Source organism: Scandinavium sp. (assembly GCF_036271055.1).
Taxonomy (GTDB): Bacteria; Pseudomonadota; Gammaproteobacteria; order Enterobacterales; family Enterobacteriaceae; genus Scandinavium.
Map to the genome: position 1 here is coordinate 150,458 of NZ_DATBBJ010000070.1, position 24,804 is coordinate 175,261.

The following is a 24,804-nucleotide window of genomic DNA, read 5'->3' on the forward strand; positions in this document are numbered from 1 at the left end:
TGTAAAAATGCCCAGCGGCGCTGTGCTTGCAGGACCTACAAAAGCGATCGAGTAGGCCCGATAGGCGCAGCGCCATCGGGCACTTTTCCTCAGGCCGAAAGCTGTTTCAACAGCCCAAACGCCTGCTTCATGTTTTCCTCACTCACCACAAACGCCCGCAGTTTTGCGTCGCTATCAAACCCTTGTGCAATCATGCCTTCGGCGGTGGTGTCGAGCTGCCAGCGCAAATCTTGCCGACCCGTCTCCCCCGCCAGATGCAGCGGCAGATCCGGTGTTTTGACCTTCACCAGCATCGGTGGCAGTTTCAGCGTACCCGTTTGACCCAGCAGATTTTTCGAAAGGGTCAGGGCACTTAGCAGAATCGGCTGGAGGAACGGCAGTACGCTACCGTTGATTTCTGCGCAGTCGCCCAGGGCATAAATCGCCGGATTGCTGGTTTGCAGCGTGTCGTCGACCATTACTCCGCGATTGATTTCAATCCCTGCGCGGCGAGCGAGCGTCGTTTCCGGGCGCAAACCGGCGGCGGCAATCACCGCATCAACTTCAATGAGACGATCTCTGTCGAGCGTCACACGAATACCGGTGGCGGTTTTTTCCAGCGCCTGAAGCTGGCTTTTGAGCAGCAGATGCACGCCCATATCGGTCAGCCGATGTTGCAGCCGACTGCTGGCCTCAGGCGGCATTAGCGAGGCCAGAATGCTCGCCGAATTGTCCACCACGCTGACGGCTTTGCCAGCCCGACAAAAATCCATCGCCAGTTCGCTGCCGATCAGTCCGGCCCCGACAATCAGGACTCGCCTTGCATCGTGTAGCGCCGTTTGCACCGCACCGTATTCCTGCTGGCTGTTGAGCGTCACCATCAGCTCTTTACCGGGAACCGGCGGCACAAAGGCTGTGGCTCCAGTCGCAAGCACCAGTTTGTCGTACAGCCAGTGTTGATCGCTACTTTCCACGACCTGCTCTACCGCGTCGATGTCGGTGATTCTGGTGTGCGGAAACAGGCGCAGGTTGTACTGTTCGGCAAAATCGCCCGCCGTTTGCAGCGTCAAATCGGCGGCCTGTTGCCCCCGGCTGATGACGTGGCTGAGATCCGGTTTGTTGTACTCGTCCATGCTGTCGGCGGCAATCAGTGTCAGCGGGACTTGCGTGTCCTGTTTACGGATGTTTTTCACCAGTTGGCGGGCGGCAAAGCCCGATCCGATGATGACGATACCGTGCTTCATTTTGCCTCCGTCGCCAGCACTTCGAACACCTCTTTACCGAGTGAACATTCCGGGCACAGGAAGCTGTCCGGCACGTCACTCCACGGCGTACCCGGCGCGACGTCCTGATTGGGTTCACCCTGCGCAGGATCGTAAATCCACTGGCACACGCTGCACTGCATGGAAGGGCCGAAATCACTGGCACTGCTAGCTTCTTGAGGCTTAATCACTGCGTTTATGGAGGAAGAATCCGGCAGCGGCGACAGCGCCCACTGATGGGCGATTTCACGGCCGTGCTCGCGGCAGATTTCGAGCGCGTCCAGATCCGGACGCCATTTGGCTTTCAGGCTCAGTGACATTTCAAAACCGGCGTCCTGCAAACGGGTAGACAAACGATCCACTGCGCCGCCGCTCCAGCCATGTGAACCAAAGGCGCTGGCGCGTTTATTGCGAAAACGCAGGCCGGTCATCTCTTCGACCAGACCGGCAATTTTCGGCATCATCACGTTGTTCATGGTGGACGTGCCCGCCAGCACGCCTTTGGAACGGAAGACGTTCGTTAGCACATCGTTTTTATCGCTGCGGGAGACATTAAAAATTTTCACCGCCACACGGGGATCCACTTCGTTAATGCCCTGGGCGATAGCGTCGGCCATCATGCGTGTGTTGTTGGACATGGTGTCGTAGAAAATAGTGATGCGATCTTCCTGATAATCCGCCGCCCATTTCAGATACTGTTCAACGATTTGCGTTGGGTTATCGCGCCAGACCACGCCGTGTGAAGTGGCAATCATCTCCACTGGCAAATTGAAGCCGAGGATCTCGGTGATTTTCGGCGTCACCAGACGGCTGAACGGAGTGAGAATGTTGGCGTAGTAGCGCTGGCACTGCTCGAACAGTTCGGCCTGATCCACTTCGTCATTGAACAGGCGTTCGTCGCAATAATGCTGGCCGAACGCGTCGTTGCTGAACAGCACCGCATCGCCGGTCATGTACGTCATCATGCTGTCGGGCCAATGCAGCATTGGCGTCTCGACGAAGATCAGTTGTTTACCGTTGCCGAGATCCATTGTGTCGCCCGTTTTCACCACGTTGAAATTCCATTCCGGGTGATGGTGGTGACCGTTAATCGAATCGATGGCGTTGGCAGTGCAATAAATCGGGGTGTCCGGAATGGAGGACATCAGTTCGGTTAACGCGCCCGCATGATCTTCTTCAGCGTGGTTGATGATGATGCAGTCGATGTCGGCCAGGTCGATTTCGGCACGCAGGTTCTGCACGAAGTCGCGGCTAAATTTATGGTCAACGGTATCAATCAGTATGTTTTTTTCTTCGCGGATTAAATAGCTGTTGTAGCTGCTGCCGCGCAGGGTTTTGTATTCGGTGCCATGAAAATCACGCACTTCCCAATCGCGTTGTCCAACCCAATGAATATTGTTTTTAACGTGAATAGCCATAATGCCCTCAATCAGTCTTTTGATTCAAAAAAGTAATGGGGCTATATCAAATCGCGTGCCAACATTTATTGTATTGATAATTAAGTGATTTTATAATTTCCCATTGCTAGGATTTGTCATAATGACTATTATTAATGTAGTCGAAACGACAATGCAGATAGTCATTATGACAATGAGGCAGGCATGAGTTTTTCCACCGAAGCGCTGGCGAAAATCGCCATTGAGCTACAGAGCGACATTGGTCACCCGAACCGTTTTTCACGCTTGATAACCACGCTGCGTCAACTGCTGGGCTGTGATGCCTCGGCGTTATTGCGATACGAAGCGCATCAGTTCATACCGCTGGCGATCGACGGGCTGGCGAAGGACGTGCTCGGCAGACGTTTTGCGCTGGAAGGGCATCCACGGCTGGAGGCGATTGCCCGTGCCGGGGATATCGTGCGTTTTCCAGCGGACAGTTCGCTGCCCGATCCTTATGACGGGCTGATCCCCGGTCAGGAGAGCCTGAAAGTTCACGCCTGCCTTGGTCTACCGCTGTTTGCCGGACAAAACCTGATTGGCGCGTTGACGCTTGACGGCATGGACGCACATCAGTTCGACAATTACAGCGATGAAGAACTGCGGCTGATTGCGGCGCTGGTCTCCGGGGCACTGAATAACGCGCTGTTGATTGCGCGGCTGGAAAGCCAGAACGTGCTGATGCAAAACCCGAGTGGCGAACCGACTGCGGATGCACAGGAGATAATCGGCCTCTCCGCACCGATCATGCAGCTGAAAAAAGAGATTGAGATCGTGGCGGGGTCGGAGCTTAACGTGCTGATTGGCGGCGAAACGGGCACCGGGAAAGAGTTGGTGGCGAAGGCTATTCATCAGCAATCACCGCGCGCTGCAAATCCTCTGGTTTACCTGAACTGTGCCGCTCTGCCGGAAAGCGTGGCAGAAAGCGAACTTTTCGGCCACGTGAAAGGGGCGTTCACAGGGGCCATCAGCAACCGAAGCGGTAAATTTGAAATCGCCGATAACGGCACGCTGTTCCTCGATGAAATCGGTGAGCTATCGTTGTCACTTCAGGCCAAACTGCTGCGCGTTCTGCAATATGGCGATATTCAGCGGGTAGGGGACGATCGCAGCTTGCGGGTCAACGTGCGCGTGCTTGCGGCAACCAACCGTGATTTGCGCGAAGAAGTGCTGGCGGGGCGATTTCGCACTGATTTGTTCCATCGCCTGAGCGTGTTTCCGCTTTCAGTGCCGCCGCTGCGCGAGCGTGGCGAAGATGTCATTTTGTTGGCGGGTTACTTTTGCGAACAGTGCCGGGCTCGCATGGGGCTTGGCAGTGTGATTTTAAGCGCTGCGGCACGTGCGCATCTGGTGGCTTATCCATGGCCAGGCAACGTGCGTGAGCTGGAACATGCCATTCATCGTGCGGTCGTGTTGGCGCGAGCGGCGAGTGGAGGTGAGAACGTGACGCTGGATCCTCAACATTTCGCATTTGCCGGTGAAGCCGTGGTTGTTGTGCAAACGGGTGAAATACAGGCGGAGGCGGTGAATCTGCGCGAGGCGACCGAGACATTTCAGCGTCAGGCCATTATTCAGGCGCTGGAAAGTCAGCAACATAATTGGGCAGCGACTGCTCGCGCGCTTTCGCTGGATGTGGCCAATTTGCATCGGCTGGCAAAACGTTTAGGTCTGAAAAAGTAACTTTAAACGAAATAGTTGTTTCAGGGGCGCGCTTGCACTTTCTTATCGGCTGACGGATGTTTACCATACTCACTCTTGCCGAATTAGCTAAATGGATGTCACATGTTGAAGCGTCGTTACCTGACCCTACTCCCGCTCTGTGTGCTGGTGGCTGCCTGTAGCAGCAAACCAAAAACCGCAGAAGCGCCTACCACGACGAGTCCTTCTTCGGGAGGATTTCTGCTGGAGCCGCAGCATAACGTGACCCAGATGGGCGGCGACTTTGCCAATAACGCGGCGGCGGAGCAGTTCATCGATTCGATGGTCAGCAAACACGGCTTTGACCGTCAGCAACTGCATGAAATTCTTTCTCAGGCTAAACGCCTGGATTACGTTCTGCGCTTGATGGACCGACAGGCTCCTACGGCGCAAGTGCCGACCGGGCCGAACGGTGCGTGGTTGCGCTATCGCAAACAGTTTATCACCCCGGATAATGTGCAAAACGGCGTGGCATTCTGGAACGAACATCAGGATGCGCTCACCCGTGCGTGGCAGGTCTACGGCGTGCCGCCGGAAATTATTGTCGGCATCATCGGTGTGGAAACGCGCTGGGGCCGCATAATGGGTAAAACCCGTATTCTTGATGCGCTGGCAACTCTGTCGTTCAACTATCCACGTCGCGCACAGTATTTCTCCGGCGAGCTGGAAACCTTCCTGCTGATGGCCCGTGACGAACAGGATGATCCTCTGGATCTGAAAGGGTCGTTTGCGGGGGCAATGGGTTACGGTCAGTTCATGCCGTCCTCCTACAAACAGTACGCCGTGGACTTCAACGGTGATGGTCATATCAATCTGTGGGATCCGGACGACGCGATTGGCAGCGTTGCCAACTACTTCAAACAGCACGGCTGGGTGAAGGGCGATCAGGTCGCGGTTCCGGCAGCAGGCCAGGCACCGGGTCTGGAGAACGGCTTCAAAACCAACTACAGCGTTTCACAGCTGGCGGCGGCAGGCTTATCTCCGACCCAGTCGTTAGGCGATCACCAGCAGGCGAGCCTGTTACGTTTTGATGTCGGCACCGGGTATGAATACTGGTATGGCTTGCCAAACTTCTATGCGATCACTCGTTACAACCACAGCACGCATTACGCGATGGCGGTCTGGCAGCTTGGTCAGGCAGTGGCAATGGCCCGTACGCAGCAGTAATTCTTTGGCCCCTCCTTTCGGGAGGGGCATCTGAAATATTTCGATACACCCCATCTGACCACCCTGATTTACATCTCACGTTAATCTGATTATTGTTATGTTATAACATTTAATTGAGATTGATGATGATCCCCTGTTCCCTGTTTAATTCCTCAAGCCTGATACGTCTGGCTTTGGCTCTGATTCTGATCGCGTTGCTTTGGCTGGCGACCTGCTGGGCGGTGGCGCTGCCATGATTGAGCTTGATCATCTGGTAGCGGGTTACGAGCGCCTGGCTATCACGCCAACCCTGTGTGGCACAATTGAGAAAGGCTCGCTGACGGCAATTGTCGGTATCAACGGCTGCGGTAAATCCACGCTGCTGAAAACGCTGGCGGGGTTTATTCCACCAGTGAGCGGGCAGCTTTACTGGCGTGGCACTCGCCCGGTTATCGGCTGGCTGGCGCAGCGTCATGCGCTGGAATCGCAATTTCCGCTTACGGTACACGACGTGGTTAGTCAGGGCGCATGGCCGCATGTGTCACTGTTTCGCGGCTTGAACGCACAAATGCGGAGAAAAATCGCCTCAGCTATCGACCGGGTCGGGCTTGCGGCGCTGGGTGAGTCGTCGATTGATGCGCTTTCCGGCGGCCAATTTCAGCGGATGCTTTTTGCCCGGGTCTTGGTGCAACAAGCGCCGTTAGTGATGCTGGATGAGCCTTTTACAGGCATCGATGAAGCGACCAGCCTTGAGCTAATGGAATTAATCCTCGAGATGCATCGCGACGGGCAAACCGTGCTGGCGGTGCTGCATGACAATCAACGCGTCGCCCGCCATTTCCCCGAAACGTTATTGCTTGAATCCCGACGCGCTTGTTGGGGCGATACGCCTTCTGTGCTGACGACATTTGAAAATGCGAGGCGTGCATGATCTGGCACACCTTCTTTCAACCTTTTATCGAGTTCGGCTTTATGCGCCGCGCCTTGGTGGTGTGTCTGGCGCTGTCGGTCAGCACCACCATGCTCGGTGTTTTTCTTCTGTTACGCCGTATGAGCCTGATGGGCGACGCCCTTTCGCACGCCATTCTGCCCGGCGTGGCGGTGGGATATTTGCTCAGCGGGATGTCATTACTGGCGATGACAGTAGGCGGGTTCATCGCAGGCATCGCCGTAGCGCTGATTGCCGGTTGGGTCAGCCGTCGCACGCCGCTTAAAGAAGACGCCAGTTTTGCCGGATTCTATCTTGGATCGCTGGCGTTGGGCGTCACGTTGGTGTCGCTGCGTGGCTCCAGCGTCGATCTGCTGCATTTGTTATTTGGCTCGATTCTGGCGGTGGACAACAACGCGCTGCTGTTTGTCTCCGGCGTCGCAAGCCTGACGCTGGTGGTGATGGCAGTGTTATATCGTGGGCTGGTCAGTGAGGCGTTCGACAGCGCCTGGCTGGAGGTAAATTCACCTCGTCTTCCGTCCCTGCTGCACGGCCTGTTTCTGGCGCTGTTGGTGCTCAATCTGGTGGCCGGTTTTCAGGTGCTCGGCACGCTGATGGCGGTGGGGGTAATGATGCTTCCGGCGATTGCGGCGCGCTGTTGGGCTCAAACGTTGCCGGGCATTTTGTTGTTCGCGGCGGTGAGTGGCGCATTCTGCGCCTGGCTCGGCCTGAGCTTGTCGTGGTCAACCAATCTGCCCGCCGGGCCGTCCATCGTCCTGAGCGCAAGTTTACTGTTTCTTATTTCGGTGTTTTTTGGCACGCGCAGCCGGCTGGCCTTCAGCCTGCGAGCGCATTTTTAACGCAAGGGGAAAAGATGAAAAGAACGGGGTTGATTCTGGCGCTGACGTTAGGTGTGCTGTCACAAGGCGTGACAGCGAAAACGCTAAATGTGGTGACGAGTTTTTCGGTGCTCGGCGATATGGTGCAGCAGGTGGGGGGCGATCATGTTCACGTCGATACGCTGGTCGGCCCGGACGGTGACCCGCATTCCTTTGAGCCATCGCCAAAAGACAGCGTATTGCTGAGCAAAGCCGATGTGGTTGTCGTGAACGGTTTTGGGCTGGAAGGTTGGCTTGACCGACTGGTGAAGGCATCGGGCTTTAAAGGTGAACTGGTGGTGGCTTCGCAAGGCGTAAAAACACACACACTGGACGAAGAAGGCAAAACCGTCACCGATCCACACGCATGGAATAGCGCGGCGAACGGGGCGCTGTATGCGCAGAATATTCTGGCAGGGCTTGTGAAAGCTGACCCCCAAGATGAAGCGACGCTCAACGCCAGCGGGCAGAAATATATCGCCGAGCTTCAGCAGATAGACCGCTGGGCGAAGACGCGGTTTAGCGCGATCCCACAGGCAAAACGCAAAGTGCTGACCAGTCATGATGCGTTTGGTTATTTTGGCCGCGCTTACGGCGTGACGTTCCTTGCCCCGCAAGGGCTGTCGTCAGAAAGTGAGGCGAGTGCCGCGCAGGTTGGGGCACTCATCACTCAGATTAAAGGGGATGGCGTGCACACCTGGTTTATGGAAAACCAGCTTGATCCCCGTCTGGTCAAACAGATTGCGACGGCAACTGGCGCACAACCGGGCGGTGAGCTTTATCCTGAAGCATTGTCGAAACCGGGTGGCGTGGCAGACAGCTACGTCAAAATGCTGCGACATAATGTGGAAACTCTCGCTAATAGCATGAAGTAATTCTGAGATGCGTCCCGAGGTTTCGGGGCGCAGCACGATTTTTCTGAAGCGTCCTCGTAAAATTTCCACGTCATCTCCCTCTCGATAAAGAAAATGGTATCTTGTTGAGCATCTTTTTCAGGCCACGAGGGATGACGATGACTGACAGTGAATTGATGGCGTTCAGCGAAAAGGTAGGCCTTGCGCTGAAAGCTCAAAGGGCAACGGTAACAACGGCTGAATCCTGTACCGGCGGCTGGATTGCGAAAGCATTGACGGATATTTCAGGCAGTTCCGCCTGGTTTGAACGCGGGTTTGTCACTTACAGTAATGAAGCCAAATCGCAGATGGTTGGCGTGTCGGAAGAAACATTGCTGAACCACGGGGCAGTCAGTGAACCGGTGGTCGTAGAGATGGCGATTGGCGCGCTGCGAGCGGCTCGCGCCACCTATGCGCTCTCCGTCAGCGGCATTGCCGGGCCGGATGGCGGCAGCGAAGAAAAGCCCGTTGGCACGGTATGGTTCGGTCTTGCTTGCGCAAATGGGCAGGGTTATACCCGCCAGGAATGCTTTGCCGGAGACCGCGAAGCCGTGCGCCGTCAGGCTACGGCGTATGCCTTACAGATGCTGTGGCAACAATTTCTACAAAACACTTGATACTGTATGACCATACAGTATAATTGCCTCAACGAAACAGAATTCACGCGGTAACACCCGGACAGGAGTAATAATGGCTATCGACGAAAACAAACAGAAAGCGTTGGCGGCAGCACTGGGCCAAATCGAAAAACAATTCGGTAAAGGTTCCATCATGCGCCTGGGTGAAGACCGTTCCATGGACGTGGAAACCATCTCTACCGGTTCGCTTTCTCTGGATGTCGCACTGGGGGCAGGTGGTCTGCCGATGGGTCGTATTGTTGAAATTTACGGACCAGAATCCTCCGGTAAAACAACCCTGACTTTACAGGTCGTTGCTGCCGCGCAGCGCGAAGGTAAAACCTGTGCGTTTATCGATGCAGAACACGCGCTGGACCCGGTCTACGCTCGCAAACTGGGTGTTGATATCGATAACCTGCTGTGTTCTCAGCCGGATACTGGTGAGCAGGCGCTGGAAATCTGTGATGCGCTGGCACGTTCTGGTGCGGTAGACGTCATCATCGTCGACTCCGTAGCGGCACTGACGCCGAAAGCGGAAATCGAAGGTGAAATTGGTGACTCTCACATGGGCCTCGCGGCACGTATGATGAGCCAGGCAATGCGTAAACTGGCGGGTAACCTGAAACAGTCCAATACGCTGCTGATCTTCATCAACCAGATCCGTATGAAAATCGGTGTGATGTTCGGTAACCCGGAAACCACCACTGGCGGTAACGCGCTGAAATTCTACGCTTCTGTACGTCTCGACATCCGCCGTATCGGTGCGGTGAAAGAGGGCGATAACATCGTGGGTAGTGAAACGCGCGTGAAGGTCGTCAAAAACAAAATTGCAGCACCGTTCAAGCAAGCTGAATTCCAGATCCTCTACGGTGAAGGTATTAACTTCTACGGCGAACTGGTTGATCTCGGCGTGAAAGAGAAGTTGATCGAGAAAGCAGGTGCCTGGTACAGCTACAACGGCGACAAAATTGGTCAGGGTAAAGCGAACTCTATCGCCTGGCTGAAAGAGAACCCGGCTGCTGCGAAAGAGATCGAGAAGAAAGTGCGTGAGCTGTTACTGAGTAATCAGGATGACAAGCCAGCCTTCAACGTTGACAACAACGACAACGTCGAAGAAACCAACGAAGACTTCTGATCCTCGCTGAAAATAGAAAAGGGCTGCTGATGCGGCCCTTTTGCTTTTTCGCAATAGTCATTTCATTCTGTGCAAAAAGGCCCGCTATGACTGAAAGCTCACCTCGTCGTTCTGCTTATGCCCGTTTGCTGGACAGAGCCATTCGTATTCTGGCGATGCGCGATCACAGTGAAAAAGAACTGCGTCGCAAGCTGGTCGCCCCGATATTGACGAAAAATGGCCCGGAGCCGATTGATGCGCCGCCGGAAGAGGTGGATAAGGTGGTTGCCTGGTGTCTGGAAAGCAACTATCTCGACGATGCTCGCTTTACCCGGCAGTTTATCGCCAGCCGTGGCCGCAAAGGTTATGGCCCCGCGCGTATTCGGCAGGAGCTGAACCAGAAAGGGATTGCGCGGCCTGACATTGATCAGGCGATGTACGACTGTGAAATCGACTGGACAGAATTGGCCCGTGAACAAGCACAGCGCAAGTATGGGGAACCGCTCCCTACAGCCTTCGCAGAAAAAGTGAAGGTGCAGCGATTTTTAATGAATCGCGGCTATCTAATGGAAGATATCCAGCAAATTTGGCGAAATTTTAACGACTGAGTCACTCTGGATTTTACTTCCCTCCCAAGAAAACTTATCTTATTCCCACTTTTTTCCGTAAGGTTGCCTGACTGTGTAAAAACTGTTCAGTTGCCGCCTGCAACAATCCGTTAGCGTGATTCCAGGATAATTATGAGCATGAGCACCGCTGAGATCCGTCAGGCGTTTCTCGACTTTTTCCATAGTAAGGGCCATCAGGTAGTTGCCAGCAGCTCCCTGGTGCCGAACAACGACCCGACTCTGCTGTTTACCAACGCCGGGATGAACCAGTTCAAGGACGTGTTCCTTGGTCTCGACAAGCGTAATTATTCCCGCGCGACGACCTCACAGCGCTGCGTGCGTGCGGGTGGTAAACACAACGATCTGGAAAACGTCGGTTACACCGCACGTCACCATACTTTCTTTGAAATGCTGGGCAACTTCAGCTTCGGCGACTATTTCAAACATGATGCCATCCAGTACGCCTGGGAATTGCTGACCGGTGAAAACTGGTTTGGGCTGCCGAAAGAGCGTCTGTGGGTCACCGTGTACGAAACCGATGACGAAGCGTTTGAAATTTGGGCTAACGAAGTGGGCGTTCCGCGTGAACGTATTATCCGCATCGGCGACAACAAAGGCGCGCCGTATGCATCGGATAACTTCTGGCAGATGGGTGACACCGGTCCGTGCGGTCCGTGTACTGAAATCTTCTTTGATCATGGCGATCACATTTGGGGCGGTCCTCCGGGCAGCCCGGAAGAAGACGGCGATCGTTACATTGAGATCTGGAATATCGTCTTCATGCAGTTCAACCGTCAGGCCGACGGTACGATGGAACCGCTGCCGAAGCCGTCTGTAGATACCGGTATGGGTCTGGAGCGTATCGCAGCTGTATTGCAGCACGTGAACTCCAACTATGACATCGATTTGTTCCGCACCCTGATTCAGGCGGTAGCAAAAGAGACCGGCGCGACTGATCTCAACAATAAATCCCTGCGCGTTATTGCCGATCATATTCGTTCTTGTGCATTCCTGATTGCGGATGGCGTTATCCCATCGAACGAAAACCGTGGCTATGTGCTGCGTCGTATCATTCGTCGCGCGGTTCGTCACGGCAACATGCTCGGTGCGAAAGACAGCTTCTTCTGGAAGCTGGTCGGCCCGTTGGTTGAAGTGATGGGTTCTGCAGGTGAAGAACTCAAACGTCAGCAAGCGCAGGTTGAGCAAGTACTGAAAACCGAAGAAGAGCAGTTTGCGCGTACGCTTGAACGTGGTCTGGCACTGCTGGACGAAGAGCTGTCGAAGCTGAAAGGCGATACGCTGGATGGCGAAACCGCTTTCCGTCTGTATGACACCTACGGTTTCCCGGTTGACCTGACAGCAGATGTTTGTCGTGAGCGTAATCTCAAAGTCGATGAAGCAGGCTTTGAAGTCGCAATGGAAGAACAGCGCCGTCGTGCGCGTGAATCCAGCGGTTTCGGCGCAGACTACAACGCGATGATCCGCGTTGAAGGTGCTTCTGAATTTAAAGGCTACGACCATCTGGAACTGAACGCTAAAATCACCGCGCTGTTCGTGGACGGTAAAGCTGTAGAGAGCGTTGCAGCAGGCCAAAATGCCGTTGTCGTGCTGGACCAGACTCCGTTCTATGCAGAATCAGGCGGCCAGGTTGGCGATAAGGGCGAACTGAAAGGTGTTGGTTTTACTTTCAATGTGTCTGACACGCAGAAATACGGCCAGGCGATTGGTCATCTCGGCACGTTGAACAACGGCTCCCTGAAAGTGGGTGACGCGGTGCGGGCTGACGTCGACGAAGCTCGTCGTGCACGTATTCTGTTGAACCACTCCGCGACGCACTTGATGCACGCGGCACTGCGCCAGGTGCTCGGCACCCACGTTGCGCAGAAAGGTTCTCTGGTGAATGACAAAGCGCTGCGCTTTGACTTCTCCCATTTTGAAGCCATGAAACCGGAAGAGATTCGTGCGGTCGAAGATTTGGTCAACGCCCAAATTCGTCGTAACCTGCCTATCGAAACTCACGTTATGGAACTGGAAGACGCGAAAGCGAAAGGTGCGATGGCACTGTTCGGCGAAAAATACGACGAGCGAGTGCGTGTTCTGAGCATGGGCGACTTCTCTACCGAGCTGTGCGGCGGTACTCACGCCTCACGCACCGGGGATATCGGCCTGTTCCGCATTACTTCCGAATCCGGTACAGCGGCAGGTGTGCGCCGTATCGAAGCCGTGACCGGCGAAGGCGCTATCGCGAGCCTGCATTCGCAGAGCGATGTGCTGAGCGATGTGGCGCATCTGCTGAAAGGCGATAGCCATAATGTGACTGAAAAAGTCCGTTCAGTGCTTGAACGTACTCGCCAGTTGGAAAAAGAGTTACAACAACTGAAAGCGCAAGCCGCTGCTCAGGAGAGCGCAAATCTCTCCAGCAAAGCGGAAGAAATCAATGGGGTAAAACTGCTGGTGAGCGAACTTACTGGCGTTGAACCGAAGATGTTGCGTACTATGGTTGACGATCTGAAGAATCAGCTCGGTTCCACGATTGTGGTTCTGGCAACGGTTGCTGACGATAAGGTTTCTCTGATTGCGGGTGTCTCTAAGGATGTGACAGACCGCGTGAAAGCAGGGGAACTGATTGGTATGGTCGCTCAGCAGGTGGGCGGTAAAGGGGGCGGTCGTCCTGATATGGCGCAAGCCGGCGGTACGGATGCAGCGGCTCTCCCGGCCGCACTGGCCAGCGTAAAAGGCTGGGTCAGCGCAAAACTGTAATAATTATAAACGCAGCGGGCGCTCTAACCGTCAGGTTTAGGCGCCTTGCAATAGCAAGACTGACAACGATAAAGTCAGGTTGAAATTGTGTACATCGGCTAAACTTACGTTTAACAGAATGTAATGCCGTGACTGCTTACACGTTTACGTGTTTGTCATCGCTTACTTTTTGGCGTTATATGATGGATAATGCCGGGATACAAGAGACCCGACTCTTTTAATCTTTCAAGGAGCAAAGAATGCTGATTCTGACTCGTCGAGTTGGTGAGACCCTCATGATTGGAGATGAGGTCACCGTGACAGTTTTAGGGGTGAAGGGCAACCAGGTGCGCATCGGCGTAAACGCCCCTAAAGAAGTCTCTGTCCATCGTGAAGAGATCTACCAGCGTATCCAGGCTGAAAAATCCCAGCAGTCCAGTTACTAATTTTCCCGCGTCTCACTTCCCGGTGAGACGCAACCCTCTTCTTTTTTCACTTTCGCTGTATCTATTCCTCTCTTCGTCCTGAATCCATCACATTTTTTTCTACGAGCTCTTTTCGCACGCCCTGTATTTGCTGGATTATCTGAGAGTATTTGTGTTGATTAATCGCTCTTTTTGCCGTTTTTGCAAACTAATTGAACGGGAAGTGTGCAAACGATAAAAGCTCAGGAAAAATTGTTTGACTTATAAGTCCCAGAAAGTAATATGTGCGCCACGCAGCGACGAGAAGCTCTAACGAGTAACTTGAAGCACTCGCAAGAGGCGTATGGTGAGGTGGCCGAGAGGCTGAAGGCGCTCCCCTGCTAAGGGAGTATGCGGTCAAAAGCTGCATCCGGGGTTCGAATCCCCGCCTCACCGCCATTTGCATCCGTAGCTCAGCTGGATAGAGTACTCGGCTACGAACCGAGCGGTCGGAGGTTCGAATCCTCCCGGATGCACCATCTTCTCCTCATCATCAGCAATGATGAGTCGTCAGAGAAAGTTATTTTCTCAGCGAGTATGAGGGGGGGTAACGTTGCTTTAGCAACGGCCCGTCAGGGCGAGCCTTCGGCGAGTAATCCTCCCGGATGCACCATATTTTTTACCACTAGCAATGGTCGAGTTCATCAATGTTGCGGCACGTTGAGTGACATTGAGTCAGTAGTAAAAGCAGTATCCCGATGCATCCGTAGCTCAGCTGGATAGAGTACTCGGCTACGAACCGAGCGGTCGGAGGTTCGAATCCTCCCGGATGCACCATATTCTCTTCATCATCAGCAATGATGAATTGCCAGAGAAAGTTGTTTTCTCGGCGGTCCGCAGTAAAGCAGTATCCTAATGCATCCGTAGCTCAGCTGGATAGAGTACTCGGCTACGAACCGAGCGGTCGGAGGTTCGAATCCTCCCGGATGCACCATCTTCTCTCTTTTAAATCTCCCTAAACTTTCTCATTGCGTTCGACTTTCCAGGTCTCTCCCTCAATCCAATTCCAGATTATTCCTTAACCATTTGTTTCCTATTGGCATCTTTCGACTTCCAGGCTAATTTATATCTGTGATTAATGTGTTAACAGGTAGCAAGGAGAGAAATCCATGAAATGGTTCAAAGCTGTCTCTGCATTTTGTGCAGTCGTCGTTGTTGGTGTGTCCCTGTCCGGCTGTGCAGGCTCTTCCACGAAGGAAAGCACGGGTGGTTATATCGATGACACCGTGGTGACCACCAAAGTGAAATCCGCCTTGTTCAGTGATAAAGACATCAAATCCTCAGACATCGGTGTGGTGACCTTTAAAGGCCGTGTTCAGCTGAGTGGTTTCGTTTCTTCACAAGCGATTGCCAACCGTGCGGTAGAAATTACCAAAGGCGTGACGGGTGTTCGTGTTGTTGAGAACGATATGCAGGTCAAGTAACGTCTGAAAATGCACAAGAAAGGCACCGTCAGGTGCCTTTCTTGTTTTCGGCGGGCGGCGACAAGTCCCCCCTTTTTACGTTAAAGTGATGTTTCGATATCCCGTGAGTGAGGACATGATGTACGAGCGTTATGCAGGGCTGATTTTCGACATGGATGGCACCATCCTTGATACCGAACCTACTCACCTTAAAGCGTGGCATCAGGTGCTGGCGCGCTATGATATGCGCTTTGATGCACAGGCTATGGCGGCGCTTAACGGCTCTCCAACCTGGCGCATCGCTCAGGCCGTCATTGAACTGAATCAGGCAACGCTCGATCCTCACCAGCTGGCGCGCGAAAAGACGGATGCGGTGAAAGCCATGCTGCTGGATACCGTTCGTCCTTTACCGCTGATTGATGTAGTTAAAGAGTGGCACGGTCGTCGCCCGATGGCGGTCGGTACGGGCAGCGAAAGTGCGATGGCAGAAGCGCTGCTCAATCATCTCGGCCTACGTCAGTACTTCACGGCGATCGTTGCTGCCGATCATGTTAAAAATCACAAACCCGCTCCCGACACCTTTCTGCTATGTGCCGAATTAATGGGCGTCGTGCCGGAAAAATGCGTGGTCTTTGAAGATGCTGATTTCGGCATTCAGGCCGCCAAACTTGCGGGAATGGACGCCGTAGATGTGCGATTGCTGTGAGTGACGCACTGCCGCTGTTCTCGCTTTTTACCAGCAGTTTTCTGAGCGCTACATTGTTACCCGGTAATTCCGAAGTTGTCCTGATAGGCATGTTACTCGCAGGAGTCAGCCATCCATGGCAACTCGTGTTAATAGCAACAATGGGTAATAGCTTTGGAGGGGTGACTAACGTTATTCTTGGGCGTTTATTTCCGCAGCGTGATAATTCGCGTTGGCGGGAGAAAGCAGTAGGCTGGCTAAGACGTTATGGCGCAGCCACACTGTTATTGAGTTGGATGCCGGTTATCGGCGATTTGCTCTGTGTCCTGGCAGGATGGATGCGTCTTTCCTGGGGACCGGTGCTTTTTTTCTTATGCCTTGGCAAGGCGTTGCGCTATGTGGCCATTGCCGCGGCAACGCTTCAGGGTATGACGTGGTGGCACTAATTGGACTGATTGTGACCTTTAATCGTCAACCATTACAATTATGCTTAATAAAATGAATTCGACAGGCGGGAGGTCAATTTGATCCCGGACGTATCACAGGCGCTGGCCTGGCTGGAAAAGAATCCCAAAGCAGTTCAGGGGATCCAACGCGGACTTGAGCGCGAAACACTGCGCGTGAATGCAGATGGTTCACTGGCAACAACCGGTCATCCGGAAGCGTTGGGTTCAGCATTGACCCATAAATGGATTACTACAGACTTTGCCGAAGCATTGCTGGAGTTTATTACTCCGGTCGACGGCGATATCGATCACATGCTGACGCTGCTGCGTGACGTACATCGTCATACCGCGCGAAATATCGGTGATGAACGCATGTGGCCGCTGAGCATGCCTTGCTACATCGCGCCAGGTCAGGATATTGAGCTGGCACAGTATGGTTCCTCAAACGTGGGCCGTCTGAAAACGCTGTATCGCGAAGGGTTGAAAAATCGCTATGGCGCGTTGATGCAGACCATTTCTGGTGTGCATTACAACTTCTCATTGCCGTTGGCATTCTGGCAGGCGAAGTGCGGCGTGAAAGATAAGGAAGAGGGCAAAGAGGCCATCTCCGCAGGCTATTTCCGCCTGATCCGTAACTATTATCGCTTTGGCTGGGTGATCCCGTATTTGTTCGGAGCGTCCCCGGCTATTTGCGCGTCGTTCCTGCAAGGTAAACCGACCACATTGCCGTTTGAGAAAACGGATGGCGGTATGTACTACCTGCCGTACGCGACCTCATTGCGTTTAAGCGATCTCGGTTATACCAATAAGTCGCAAAGCAATCTCGGAATTACGTTTAACGATCTCCACGAGTATGTGGCAGGATTGAAGCGGGCGATCAAAACGCCGTCGGAGGAGTACGCTGAAATTGGCGTCGAGAAAGACGGTAAATACCTGCAGATCAACAGCAACATTTTGCAGATTGAAAATGAGCTGTATGCGCCAATTCGCCCGAAACGTGTGACTCGCAGCGGTGAAACGCCGTCGGATGCGCTGCTGCGCGGCGGCATCGAGTACATCGAAGTGCGTTCGCTGGATATCAACCCGTTCTCGCCAGTTGGCGTTGACGAGCAGCAGGTACGTTTCCTCGATTTGTTTATGGTCTGGTGCGTGCTGGCCGATGCGCCGGAGATGAGCAGTGACGAGTTGCTGTGCACCCGCACTAACTGGAATCGTGTGATTCTGGAAGGGCGTAAGCCGGGCCTGACGCTGGGTATTGGTTGTGAGACTGCACAGTTCCCGCTGGCACAAGTGGGTAAAGACTTATTTGCAGATTTGAAACGCGTTGCTCAAACGCTAGATGGTATTGAAGGCGGTAACGCCTATCAGAACGTTTGCGATGAGCTGGTTGCGAGCTTCGATAATCCAGAATTAACTTTCTCAGCAAGGATTTTGCGTTCTATGCTTGAAAGTGGCATTGGTGGAACAGGCAAAGCGCTGGGCGATCAATATCGTACGATGCTGCGTGAAGAGCCACTGGAGATTTTAAGCGAAGCAGATTTTGAAGCGGAGCGCGAAGCCTCGTGGGTGCGTCAGCGTGAGATTGAAGCGGCAGATACCGAGCCGTTTTCTGACCTTGTTGCGCGACACGCCTGACAGAAAAGAAAAAGGCCACAGTCAATGTGGCCAAAATTTCATCTCTGAATACAGGGATGATGATAACAAATGCGCGTCTTTCATATAGTAAGACTCGCCCGGGAACAAAGAGTTCAGTTAATTTTAAAAATAATCACACTCTTCAGCGTTTTTTTCTCGCGGCCCTGATGGCACAAGAGAAAGAGAAGAGTTCGGAGGAGACAAAATGCCGTTATTAGATAGCTTCACTGTCGACCATACCCGAATGGAAGCGCCTGCTGTTCGCGTCGCAAAAAGCATGCACACGCCGCACGGCGATGAAATCACCGTTTTTGATCTGCGCTTTTGCATACCGAACAAAGAAGTGATGCCGGAACGTGGTATTCACACACTGGAGCACCTGTTTGCAGGCTTCATGCGTGATCACCTCAATGGCAACGGTGTGGAAATCATCGATATTTCGCCAATGGGCTGCCGCACCGGTTTCTACATGAGCCTGATTGGTACGCCAGACGAAAGCCGTGTAGCAGAAGCCTGGAAAGCGGCGATGGCAGATGTGCTGAAAGTGAAAGAGCAGAACCAGATCCCGGAGCTGAACGTCTACCAGTGCGGCACGTATACCATGCACTCTCTGGAAGAAGCGCAGGAAATCGCGCGTCATATCATCGATCGTGGCGTTCGCGTCAACAGCAACGATGAGCTGGCACTGCCGAAAGAGAAGCTGCAAGAGCTGCATATTTAGCCGTGCGTTTACCGGGCTTACAATCAGAGCGGTAGGCCGGATAAGCGCAGCGCCATCCGGCAGCAAATAAAAAAGCCAGTTCATCATGAACTGGCTTTTTTGTTAGTGAGCGCCGCCACCACCTCCGCCAGCACCAAACGGCGGTTTCGCTATCCAGATAAGCCCCAACAGTACGATGAAGATCCCCGCCGACATCCAGAAGATTTCGTTGGCAGAAATAATCAGCCCCTGATTGGTGATTTGCTGAGCCAGATAACCGGAAGCCTGTTGCTGCGTCATCCCTAGCCCTTCAAGCTGATTGTACATCTGCTGGGCATTCGGATTAAACGGCGTCACCGACTCGGTTAACTGTGCGTGATGCAGCGCTTCGCGGTTGGTCCACATCGTGGTAGTGATGGATGTGCCGATAGAACCGGCCAGCGTACGCGTAAAGTTCGACAGGCTTGATGCCGCCGCCATGCGCTCCGGAGGTAAACCTGACAGCGTAATGGTCGTCAGTGGCATAAAGAAGCACGCCACAGCAAAGCCCTGAATAAACTGCGGCCACGCCGACGCGCCGAAATCCATTCCCGGCACAAAGGTGTAAGCACGCCAATAGAAGCACACCGCGTACATAATGAAGCTGAACGTCACCAGCTTACGCATATCAAGTTTATGTGCGAAGCGGCCAATAATCGGCGACAGTATAACCGGCAGTATCCCGACCGGCGCTGACGCCAGACCCGCCCAGGTTGCCGTGTAGCCGTATACCTCCTGCAATAGCTGCGGCAGCAGAACAATCGCGCCGAAGTAGAGCATATAGGCCAGGCTGATACACAGACACCCTATGGTGAAATTTCGCGACTTGAAGAGCGAGAGATCGACTATCGGGTTGTCGTCCGTCAGCTCCCAGACGATCAGGAAGCTAATGGCAATCACCGCGACAATCGTCAGCACCACCACTTCGGTGGAGTTGAACCAGTCGAGTTCTTTACCGCGGTCGAGCATCACCTGCAAACTGCCGATACCGAGCACCAGCAGCGCCAGGCCAACACCATCGATACGCCGTTGCTCTGTACGAGTCTCGCGTCCGCGCAGGCTTTGCAGCGTTAGCATCACCACCACCGCGCCAATCGGCACGTTGATGAAGAAGATCCAGCCCCAATGATAGTTATCGCTGATATAGCCGCCGAGGATCGGGCCACAAATAGGGGCCACGATCACCGTCATCGACCACAGCGCCAGCGCCACGGCGCGTTTTGCTGGCGGGTAGTTGTTTAACAGCAGGCTCTGCGACAGGGGGATCAGCGGTCCGGCGACCACGCCCTGAATGACGCGGAAGAAAATCAGCATCGTCAGGCTGCTGGAAACGCCACACGCCCATGAAGCGATAACAAAGGCGATAGTGGACCAGGTAAACAGTCTTACCTCACCGACGCGCTTTGCCAGCCAACCGGTAATCGGGATCGAGATGGCGTTCGCCACCCCGAATGAGGTGATAACCCAGGTGCCCTGGCTCAGTGAAGAGCCAAGGTTACCGGCGATAGTCGGGATCGCCACGTTGGCAATGGTCGAGTCCAGCACCTGCATGAACGTCGCCAGCGACAGCGCAATGGTCATAATGACCAGTTGCGCGCCTTCCAGCGGTTTTTGCTGTTGCATTCCGTTCACCCCGGTTTAGTTGGCGTTGGCCTGCACGATATCGTTGATAAGCTTATTCACAGGCTCAAGGCTAATTTCGCGCGCATTACTTTCGTAGGCGGGCGCAGTGCGCACCTGATTCGCAAGGATTTGGCCGTCACGATTTGAGGTGTCAACTTTCACCAGCGTCGATAAACCGATACGCAGCGGGTGTTGTGCCAGCTGTTTCTCATCAAGTTCGACACGTACCGGCAGACGTTGAACCACTTTGATCCAGTTACCGGTGGCGTTCTGCGCCGGAAGCAGCGAGAAGGCACTACCCGTGCCCATATCGAGACCAACAACTTTCCCGGTGTACTTCACGTCATCACCGTAAATATCGCTGATGACGGTTACCGGCTGACCAATACGCATATGCGCCAGCTGGGTTTCCTTAAAGTTAGCATCGATCCACAGATTGGTTGCCGGAACCACCGCCATCAGCGGGGTGCTCGGGCTAATTTGTGAGCCTGGCTGTACCGCACGGCGAGAAACGTAACCGGTCATTGGGCTGACGATTTTGGTACGCTGCACGGCAAGCCATGTGTTACGTACTTCGGTCGCCGCCTGTTTCACCGCAGGCTGGTCTTCCAGTTTGGTGCCCAGCACCATCGCCTGGTTGGCGTTGTATTGCTGGATGGTGACGTTGAGTTCAGCTTGCGCGCTGGCGACAGCATCACGGGCGTGTTGCAGTTCTTCACGGCCAATCAGGTTCGCGGTTCCCAGTGGGACACGGCGATTGAGATCGGTCTGAGCCTGAGCCAGTGCCGTTTTTTTGACATCAATGCTCGCCTGCAATTGCTTGCTGTTGATCATCAACTGGCGGGTTTGACGAACGCTTGAAGCCAGTTCAGTCTGCGCACGCTCGAACGCCTGCTGCGCATCGGTCGGGTCGAGAGTGACCAGCGGATCGCCTTTTTTCACGAAGTCGGTGTTGTCAGCCCAGACTTTCGTCACGCTGCCTGACACCTGCGCCATGATTTGAACCTGGTTCCCTGCCACGTAAGCGTCATCGGTCTCTTCATAATGACGCAGTACTAAAAACCAATAAATCCCATATGCCACGGCAATCAGAATAAAGAGCAAGGTCAGCAGCAGAAGGGTGCCTTTACGTTTACCTTTCTTACTGGCCGGTTGCTGCGGGGTTTGAGTCTCCGCATTCGCGCTCATGTTTTTCTCCACGATCTTATTATTTCACATCGGCTGAGCCGACTTGTTTGTCAGAAAGGCCAGCGGTTTTCACGGCTGGCCTGTCGGTTTTTTTTTAAATCATGATGTTGAGCGATTCACTGGTTTAGCGAAGTGCATCCACTACCACGCCTTCCTCGTCCATCTCATCAAGACGGGTCAGGAGTTTGCGGGTGATCTGCTCAAGACTTTCTTTTTCGGTCACGCTTAAAGACGACCAAAGCTGGTGCAGGCAGTTGTGCTGCGGCGGTAAAACTTCACGCAGGAACTGATGGCCTTTTTCGGTGAGTTGCAGATGCAGGCAGCGACGATCGTTGTCGCTTTCGCGGCGTTCAATCCAGCCGCGTTTTTCCAGTTCATCCGCGATTCGGGTGGCGTTCGTACGAGAAGACCCCAGTGCGCAGCTCAATTCTGACGGCTGAATACTGTGGTTTTCCTGAGACTCCAGCGTGATTAACGCCATAAACAACGTCTCGTTGATCCCCTGAGCTTTCAGCATTTTATTGCGGTTTTCCAACAGCTTACCTTGCATATGCATACACAGGCGGGTCAGAAGGATCTCCTGATAAGGAAAATCTTCATAACGGCTGGCGCGAAATTTTAGCATTTGTTCAATGGGCGTAAACGAACTATCCATTTGGGCATAACCTCATTAATTACAGCCGATATAGTAACGACGGTGACAAATAATGTAAATGAATTAATGTTCCGAATTTATTCATCAAAACAATTAAATCAAAAAAGTATTCTCTGACGGCGAAGGTGCGCGCCGTCAGCATCCGGGAGGTTTCAATGCATGGGTGTAACTATTTACTCATGAAACAGTTGCCCGGCTAATCAGGTAGATAACCTTAACAGACATAGGGAGGTCTTAATACCCCAAAGCCCGAATAAGGCCATGAATGTATGGACTTTTCAGATAACGGCTTCCTGACGGTGAAATCCTCGCCACCAGACAGCCAGGTTCAGCGCGGCGATGATCGACCCGGCGAGGCAAACGCCCGCCCAGCCCCAATGCTGCCATGCCCAGGCAGAAATGAGCGATCCGGCAGCGCCACCGATGAAATAGCAGGTCATGTAGCCGGCGGTCAGGCGGTTACGTGCTTCTGGCTGAACGCGGTAGATAACCGTCTGATTGGTGATGTGTACGCCCTGAACGGTCAAGTCCAAAACCAGAATCCCGACGATTAGCGCCAGCACCGAAGTGTGGCCGAACCAGATAGCCAGCCATGAGAGTAGCAGCAACACCAATCCCGTCGTTGTGGTGAGATGGGATTTCCCCTTGTCCACAAGTCCACCTACCGGACGAGCGCCCAATGCCCCAGCGGCGCCGGCCAAACCAAACAGTCCGATGATGCTGTCAGAAAAATTGAAGGGGGCACCCGCCAACAGAAATGCCATCGACGTCCACAAAATGCTGAAGTTCGCGAAGGTCAGGCAGCCCAGCAGTGCGCGAGTGCGCAGCAGTTTGTCGTAAGCAAAAAGGCTGAACACCGAGCGCAGCAGCTGCGGATAATTGAGATGGGTCTCGGATTTAACTTTCGGCAAACCGCGCCACAGAGCGAAAGCCATCAGCACCATCAACACCGACGCCACCCAGTAGACGGTGCGCCAGCCGCCGAGACCTGCCAGCAGACCGGCTATTGTTCGCGCGAGCAGAATACCGAGCAGCAACCCGCTCATAATAGTGCCGACCACTTTACCGCGTTTCTCGGGGCTGGCGAGGGTCGCCGCCAGTGGAACCAAAATCTGTGCGACGACGGAGAACAATCCAGTAAGTGCAGTGCCGAGGATCATCATCGTCAGAGACTGGCTGGAGGCGGTGATCAACATCCCACCTGCGGCCAGCAATGTCATGCTGACGATTAAGCGACGGCGCTCGAACATATCCCCGAGCGGCACGAGAAACAGCAGCCCGAAAGCATACCCAAGCTGGGCCGCGGTAACGATAAATCCGGCTTTCCCGGGGCTGAGCGAAAACGCACGCGCGATGGTGTCGAGCAGCGGCTGGGCATAATAGTTGCTGGCGACGGCAAGGCCGGTCGCGACGGACATCAGCGCAATCAGCGCGGGGCTAAGTTCATGTGAATTTTTGGTCATCAGTGCCGTTCATTCTTCGAGTGATTATTTTGCAGGTGAGGAATGATAGCGACAAATGGGGGAGGAGGGGGAAATGTTGCGTGTTTTATCGTGCGGTTTCGCGGGAAATGTTCGCCCGGCAAGCGTAGCGCCGCCGGGCAATACATGCAGGATGACTAATGTTTATTTCTGCGCAGCCATCGCCTGCTTCAACCAGCCGTCGAATTGCTGCTGGTGAGCCGCGATCCAGCCGTCTACGTGGCCCTGAATATCGGCCTCGGAAGCATGACCTTCATGCATCATGGCGTTTTCGGCGTTGATATCGCCAATCGGTAGCTGCATCACCGAGAACAGTTTCGCCGCCGCCGGGTTTTTCTCAGCCCAGGCTTTGTTTGCCACTATGTGCATGGTGTTGACCGGGAAGCCATAGTTAGCGCCATTCGGCAACTTGGTGTCGATATTTTTCTGCTCGCCCGGCATTGATGAGAATGGCACCTGCAGCCACACCACGTCTTTGCCCGGTTTCAGGACATCGCTGACCCAGTACGGCGTCCAGGTGTAATACAGGATCGGTTTGCCTTCTTTGAAGCGAGTGATGGTGTCAGCCATGATCGCCGCATAGTTACCCTGATTATGCACCACGGTCTTGCTCAGGCCGTAAGCGTCAATCTGGTGATTAATTACCGCTTCACAACCCCAGCCAGGCGTACACCCGCTCAGATCGGCTTTACCGTCGCCATTGGTATCGAACAGTTTGGCCAGTTTAGGATCTTTCAACTGATCGATTTTGGTGATGTGGTACTTCTCGGCGGTTTTCTTATCCATCAGATAACCTTGCGCAGCACCGGTCACGAAGGTGCCTTCACGATAAAACTTCTTATCGCCACCTGCGGCAGCATACATATCGTCATGCAGCGGTTTCCAGTTCACGGCGGTAAAAGTCGCATCGCCAGAAGCAATGGAGGTGTAACCAACGTTGTAATCGACTTCGCTCGGTTTATTGACGGTATAACCCAGTTTCTCCAGCGCGCGGCTAACCAGCAGGGTCTGGAAGGTTTCTTCGGAAATGGTGCTCTGGATAGGTTGAACGGTAATGCCTTTGCCCGGCAGGTCAGCGGCAAACGCGCTGGTGGAGACAAGGGTGGCAAACGCAGTAGCAAAAATTACGCGGTTTCGCATCGTTGTTCCTTTATAGCTATGAGAGAGTAAGCCCGGCAGACAGCACT

At 53.8% G+C, this 24,804-nt stretch carries 22 protein-coding genes and 4 tRNA genes; 19 read left to right on the plus strand and 7 right to left on the minus strand.

Annotated features, from left to right (window positions below; all coding sequences use genetic code 11):
- Nucleotides 1-89 precede the first annotated feature (89 nt).
- Nucleotides 90-1,223 (minus strand): NADH:flavorubredoxin reductase NorW, encoded by a 1,134-nt coding sequence (gene norW, locus VH187_RS13040; protein WP_329701871.1) that lies wholly within the window; start codon nt 1,221-1,223, stop codon nt 90-92.
- A complete protein-coding gene (norV, locus tag VH187_RS13045; RefSeq protein ID WP_329701872.1) occupies nt 1,220-2,659 on the minus strand; it encodes an anaerobic nitric oxide reductase flavorubredoxin in 1,440 nt (479 codons plus the stop codon). Before norV ends, norW begins: the two co-directional genes overlap by 4 nt.
- A gap of 183 nt (nt 2,660-2,842) precedes the next feature.
- Between norV and norR the strand changes: the two genes are divergently transcribed.
- The 19 genes from norR (at nt 2,843) to luxS (ending at nt 18,652) form a co-directional block, all read left to right on the plus strand.
- Nucleotides 2,843-4,357 (plus strand): nitric oxide reductase transcriptional regulator NorR, encoded by a 1,515-nt coding sequence (gene norR / locus VH187_RS13050; protein WP_329701873.1) that lies wholly within the window; start codon nt 2,843-2,845, stop codon nt 4,355-4,357.
- 102 nt (nt 4,358-4,459) lie between these two features.
- Nucleotides 4,460-5,542 (plus strand): lytic murein transglycosylase B, encoded by a 1,083-nt coding sequence (gene mltB / locus VH187_RS13055; RefSeq protein WP_329701874.1) that lies wholly within the window; start codon nt 4,460-4,462, stop codon nt 5,540-5,542.
- Nucleotides 5,543-5,741: 199 nt separating this feature from the next.
- The gene (locus VH187_RS13060) at nt 5,742-6,452 is read left to right on the plus strand and encodes a metal ABC transporter ATP-binding protein (RefSeq protein ID WP_329701875.1); all 711 of its coding nucleotides are present in this window, start codon (nt 5,742-5,744) and stop codon (nt 6,450-6,452) included.
- Nucleotides 6,449-7,309, plus strand: coding sequence for a metal ABC transporter permease (locus tag VH187_RS13065; RefSeq protein ID WP_329701876.1), 861 nt, complete (start codon nt 6,449-6,451; stop codon nt 7,307-7,309). Before VH187_RS13060 ends, VH187_RS13065 begins: the two co-directional genes overlap by 4 nt.
- A gap of 14 nt (nt 7,310-7,323) precedes the next feature.
- A complete protein-coding gene (locus tag VH187_RS13070; RefSeq protein WP_329701877.1) occupies nt 7,324-8,202 on the plus strand; it encodes a metal ABC transporter substrate-binding protein in 879 nt (292 codons plus the stop codon).
- A gap of 137 nt (nt 8,203-8,339) precedes the next feature.
- Entirely contained in the window at nt 8,340-8,837 is a 498-nt protein-coding gene (gene pncC, locus VH187_RS13075) for a nicotinamide-nucleotide amidase (protein WP_329701878.1), read from the plus strand.
- A 73-nt stretch (nt 8,838-8,910) separates the two neighbouring features.
- Nucleotides 8,911-9,972, plus strand: coding sequence for a recombinase RecA (gene recA, locus VH187_RS13080; RefSeq protein WP_329701879.1), 1,062 nt, complete (start codon nt 8,911-8,913; stop codon nt 9,970-9,972).
- Nucleotides 9,973-10,058: 86 nt separating this feature from the next.
- Nucleotides 10,059-10,559 (plus strand): recombination regulator RecX, encoded by a 501-nt coding sequence (gene recX / locus VH187_RS13085; protein ID WP_329701880.1) that lies wholly within the window; start codon nt 10,059-10,061, stop codon nt 10,557-10,559.
- A gap of 132 nt (nt 10,560-10,691) precedes the next feature.
- Complete coding sequence (alaS, locus tag VH187_RS13090; RefSeq protein WP_329701881.1) at nt 10,692-13,319, plus strand: alanine--tRNA ligase; 2,628 nt, start codon at nt 10,692-10,694, stop codon at nt 13,317-13,319.
- Nucleotides 13,320-13,558: 239 nt separating this feature from the next.
- Nucleotides 13,559-13,744, plus strand: coding sequence for a carbon storage regulator CsrA (gene csrA / locus VH187_RS13095; RefSeq protein WP_000906486.1), 186 nt, complete (start codon nt 13,559-13,561; stop codon nt 13,742-13,744).
- Nucleotides 13,745-14,068: 324 nt separating this feature from the next.
- A tRNA-Ser gene (locus VH187_RS13100) sits at nt 14,069-14,161 on the plus strand.
- A gap of 3 nt (nt 14,162-14,164) precedes the next feature.
- Nucleotides 14,165-14,241 (plus strand) — tRNA-Arg (locus VH187_RS13105).
- A 221-nt stretch (nt 14,242-14,462) separates the two neighbouring features.
- Nucleotides 14,463-14,539, plus strand: a tRNA-Arg gene (locus VH187_RS13110).
- A gap of 80 nt (nt 14,540-14,619) precedes the next feature.
- Nucleotides 14,620-14,696 (plus strand) — tRNA-Arg (locus tag VH187_RS13115).
- A 175-nt stretch (nt 14,697-14,871) separates the two neighbouring features.
- Nucleotides 14,872-15,186, plus strand: coding sequence for a BON domain-containing protein (locus VH187_RS13120; RefSeq protein WP_329701882.1), 315 nt, complete (start codon nt 14,872-14,874; stop codon nt 15,184-15,186).
- Nucleotides 15,187-15,304: 118 nt separating this feature from the next.
- Nucleotides 15,305-15,871 (plus strand): fructose-1-phosphate/6-phosphogluconate phosphatase, encoded by a 567-nt coding sequence (gene yqaB, locus VH187_RS13125; RefSeq protein WP_329701960.1) that lies wholly within the window; start codon nt 15,305-15,307, stop codon nt 15,869-15,871.
- Complete coding sequence (locus tag VH187_RS13130; protein ID WP_329701883.1) at nt 15,868-16,296, plus strand: YqaA family protein; 429 nt, start codon at nt 15,868-15,870, stop codon at nt 16,294-16,296. Before yqaB ends, VH187_RS13130 begins: the two co-directional genes overlap by 4 nt.
- Nucleotides 16,297-16,374: 78 nt before the next feature.
- On the plus strand, nt 16,375-17,931 hold the full coding sequence (gene gshA / locus VH187_RS13135; RefSeq protein ID WP_329701884.1) for a glutamate--cysteine ligase: 1,557 nt from the start codon (nt 16,375-16,377) through the stop codon (nt 17,929-17,931).
- A 205-nt stretch (nt 17,932-18,136) separates the two neighbouring features.
- Complete coding sequence (gene luxS, locus VH187_RS13140; protein WP_329701885.1) at nt 18,137-18,652, plus strand: S-ribosylhomocysteine lyase; 516 nt, start codon at nt 18,137-18,139, stop codon at nt 18,650-18,652.
- Between the two features lie 102 nt (nt 18,653-18,754).
- Here luxS and emrB read toward each other — a convergent pair whose 3' ends face one another.
- The 5 genes from emrB to proX form a co-directional block, all read right to left on the minus strand.
- Entirely contained in the window at nt 18,755-20,293 is a 1,539-nt protein-coding gene (gene emrB / locus VH187_RS13145) for a multidrug efflux MFS transporter permease subunit EmrB (protein WP_329701886.1), read from the minus strand.
- 15 nt (nt 20,294-20,308) lie between these two features.
- Nucleotides 20,309-21,481: a multidrug efflux MFS transporter periplasmic adaptor subunit EmrA gene (emrA, locus tag VH187_RS13150; protein ID WP_329701887.1), complete on the minus strand. Its 1,173-nt coding sequence runs from the start codon at nt 21,479-21,481 to the stop codon at nt 20,309-20,311.
- Between the two features lie 124 nt (nt 21,482-21,605).
- Nucleotides 21,606-22,136 carry a transcriptional repressor MprA gene (mprA, locus tag VH187_RS13155; protein WP_329701888.1) on the minus strand — a complete coding sequence of 177 codons (531 nt, stop codon included), beginning with the start codon at nt 22,134-22,136 and terminating at the stop codon, nt 21,606-21,608.
- A gap of 278 nt (nt 22,137-22,414) precedes the next feature.
- On the minus strand, nt 22,415-23,599 hold the full coding sequence (locus tag VH187_RS13160; protein WP_329701889.1) for an MFS transporter: 1,185 nt from the start codon (nt 23,597-23,599) through the stop codon (nt 22,415-22,417).
- A 162-nt stretch (nt 23,600-23,761) separates the two neighbouring features.
- The gene (proX, locus tag VH187_RS13165) at nt 23,762-24,757 is read right to left on the minus strand and encodes a glycine betaine/L-proline ABC transporter substrate-binding protein ProX (protein ID WP_329701890.1); all 996 of its coding nucleotides are present in this window, start codon (nt 24,755-24,757) and stop codon (nt 23,762-23,764) included.
- Nucleotides 24,758-24,804 lie beyond the last annotated feature (47 nt).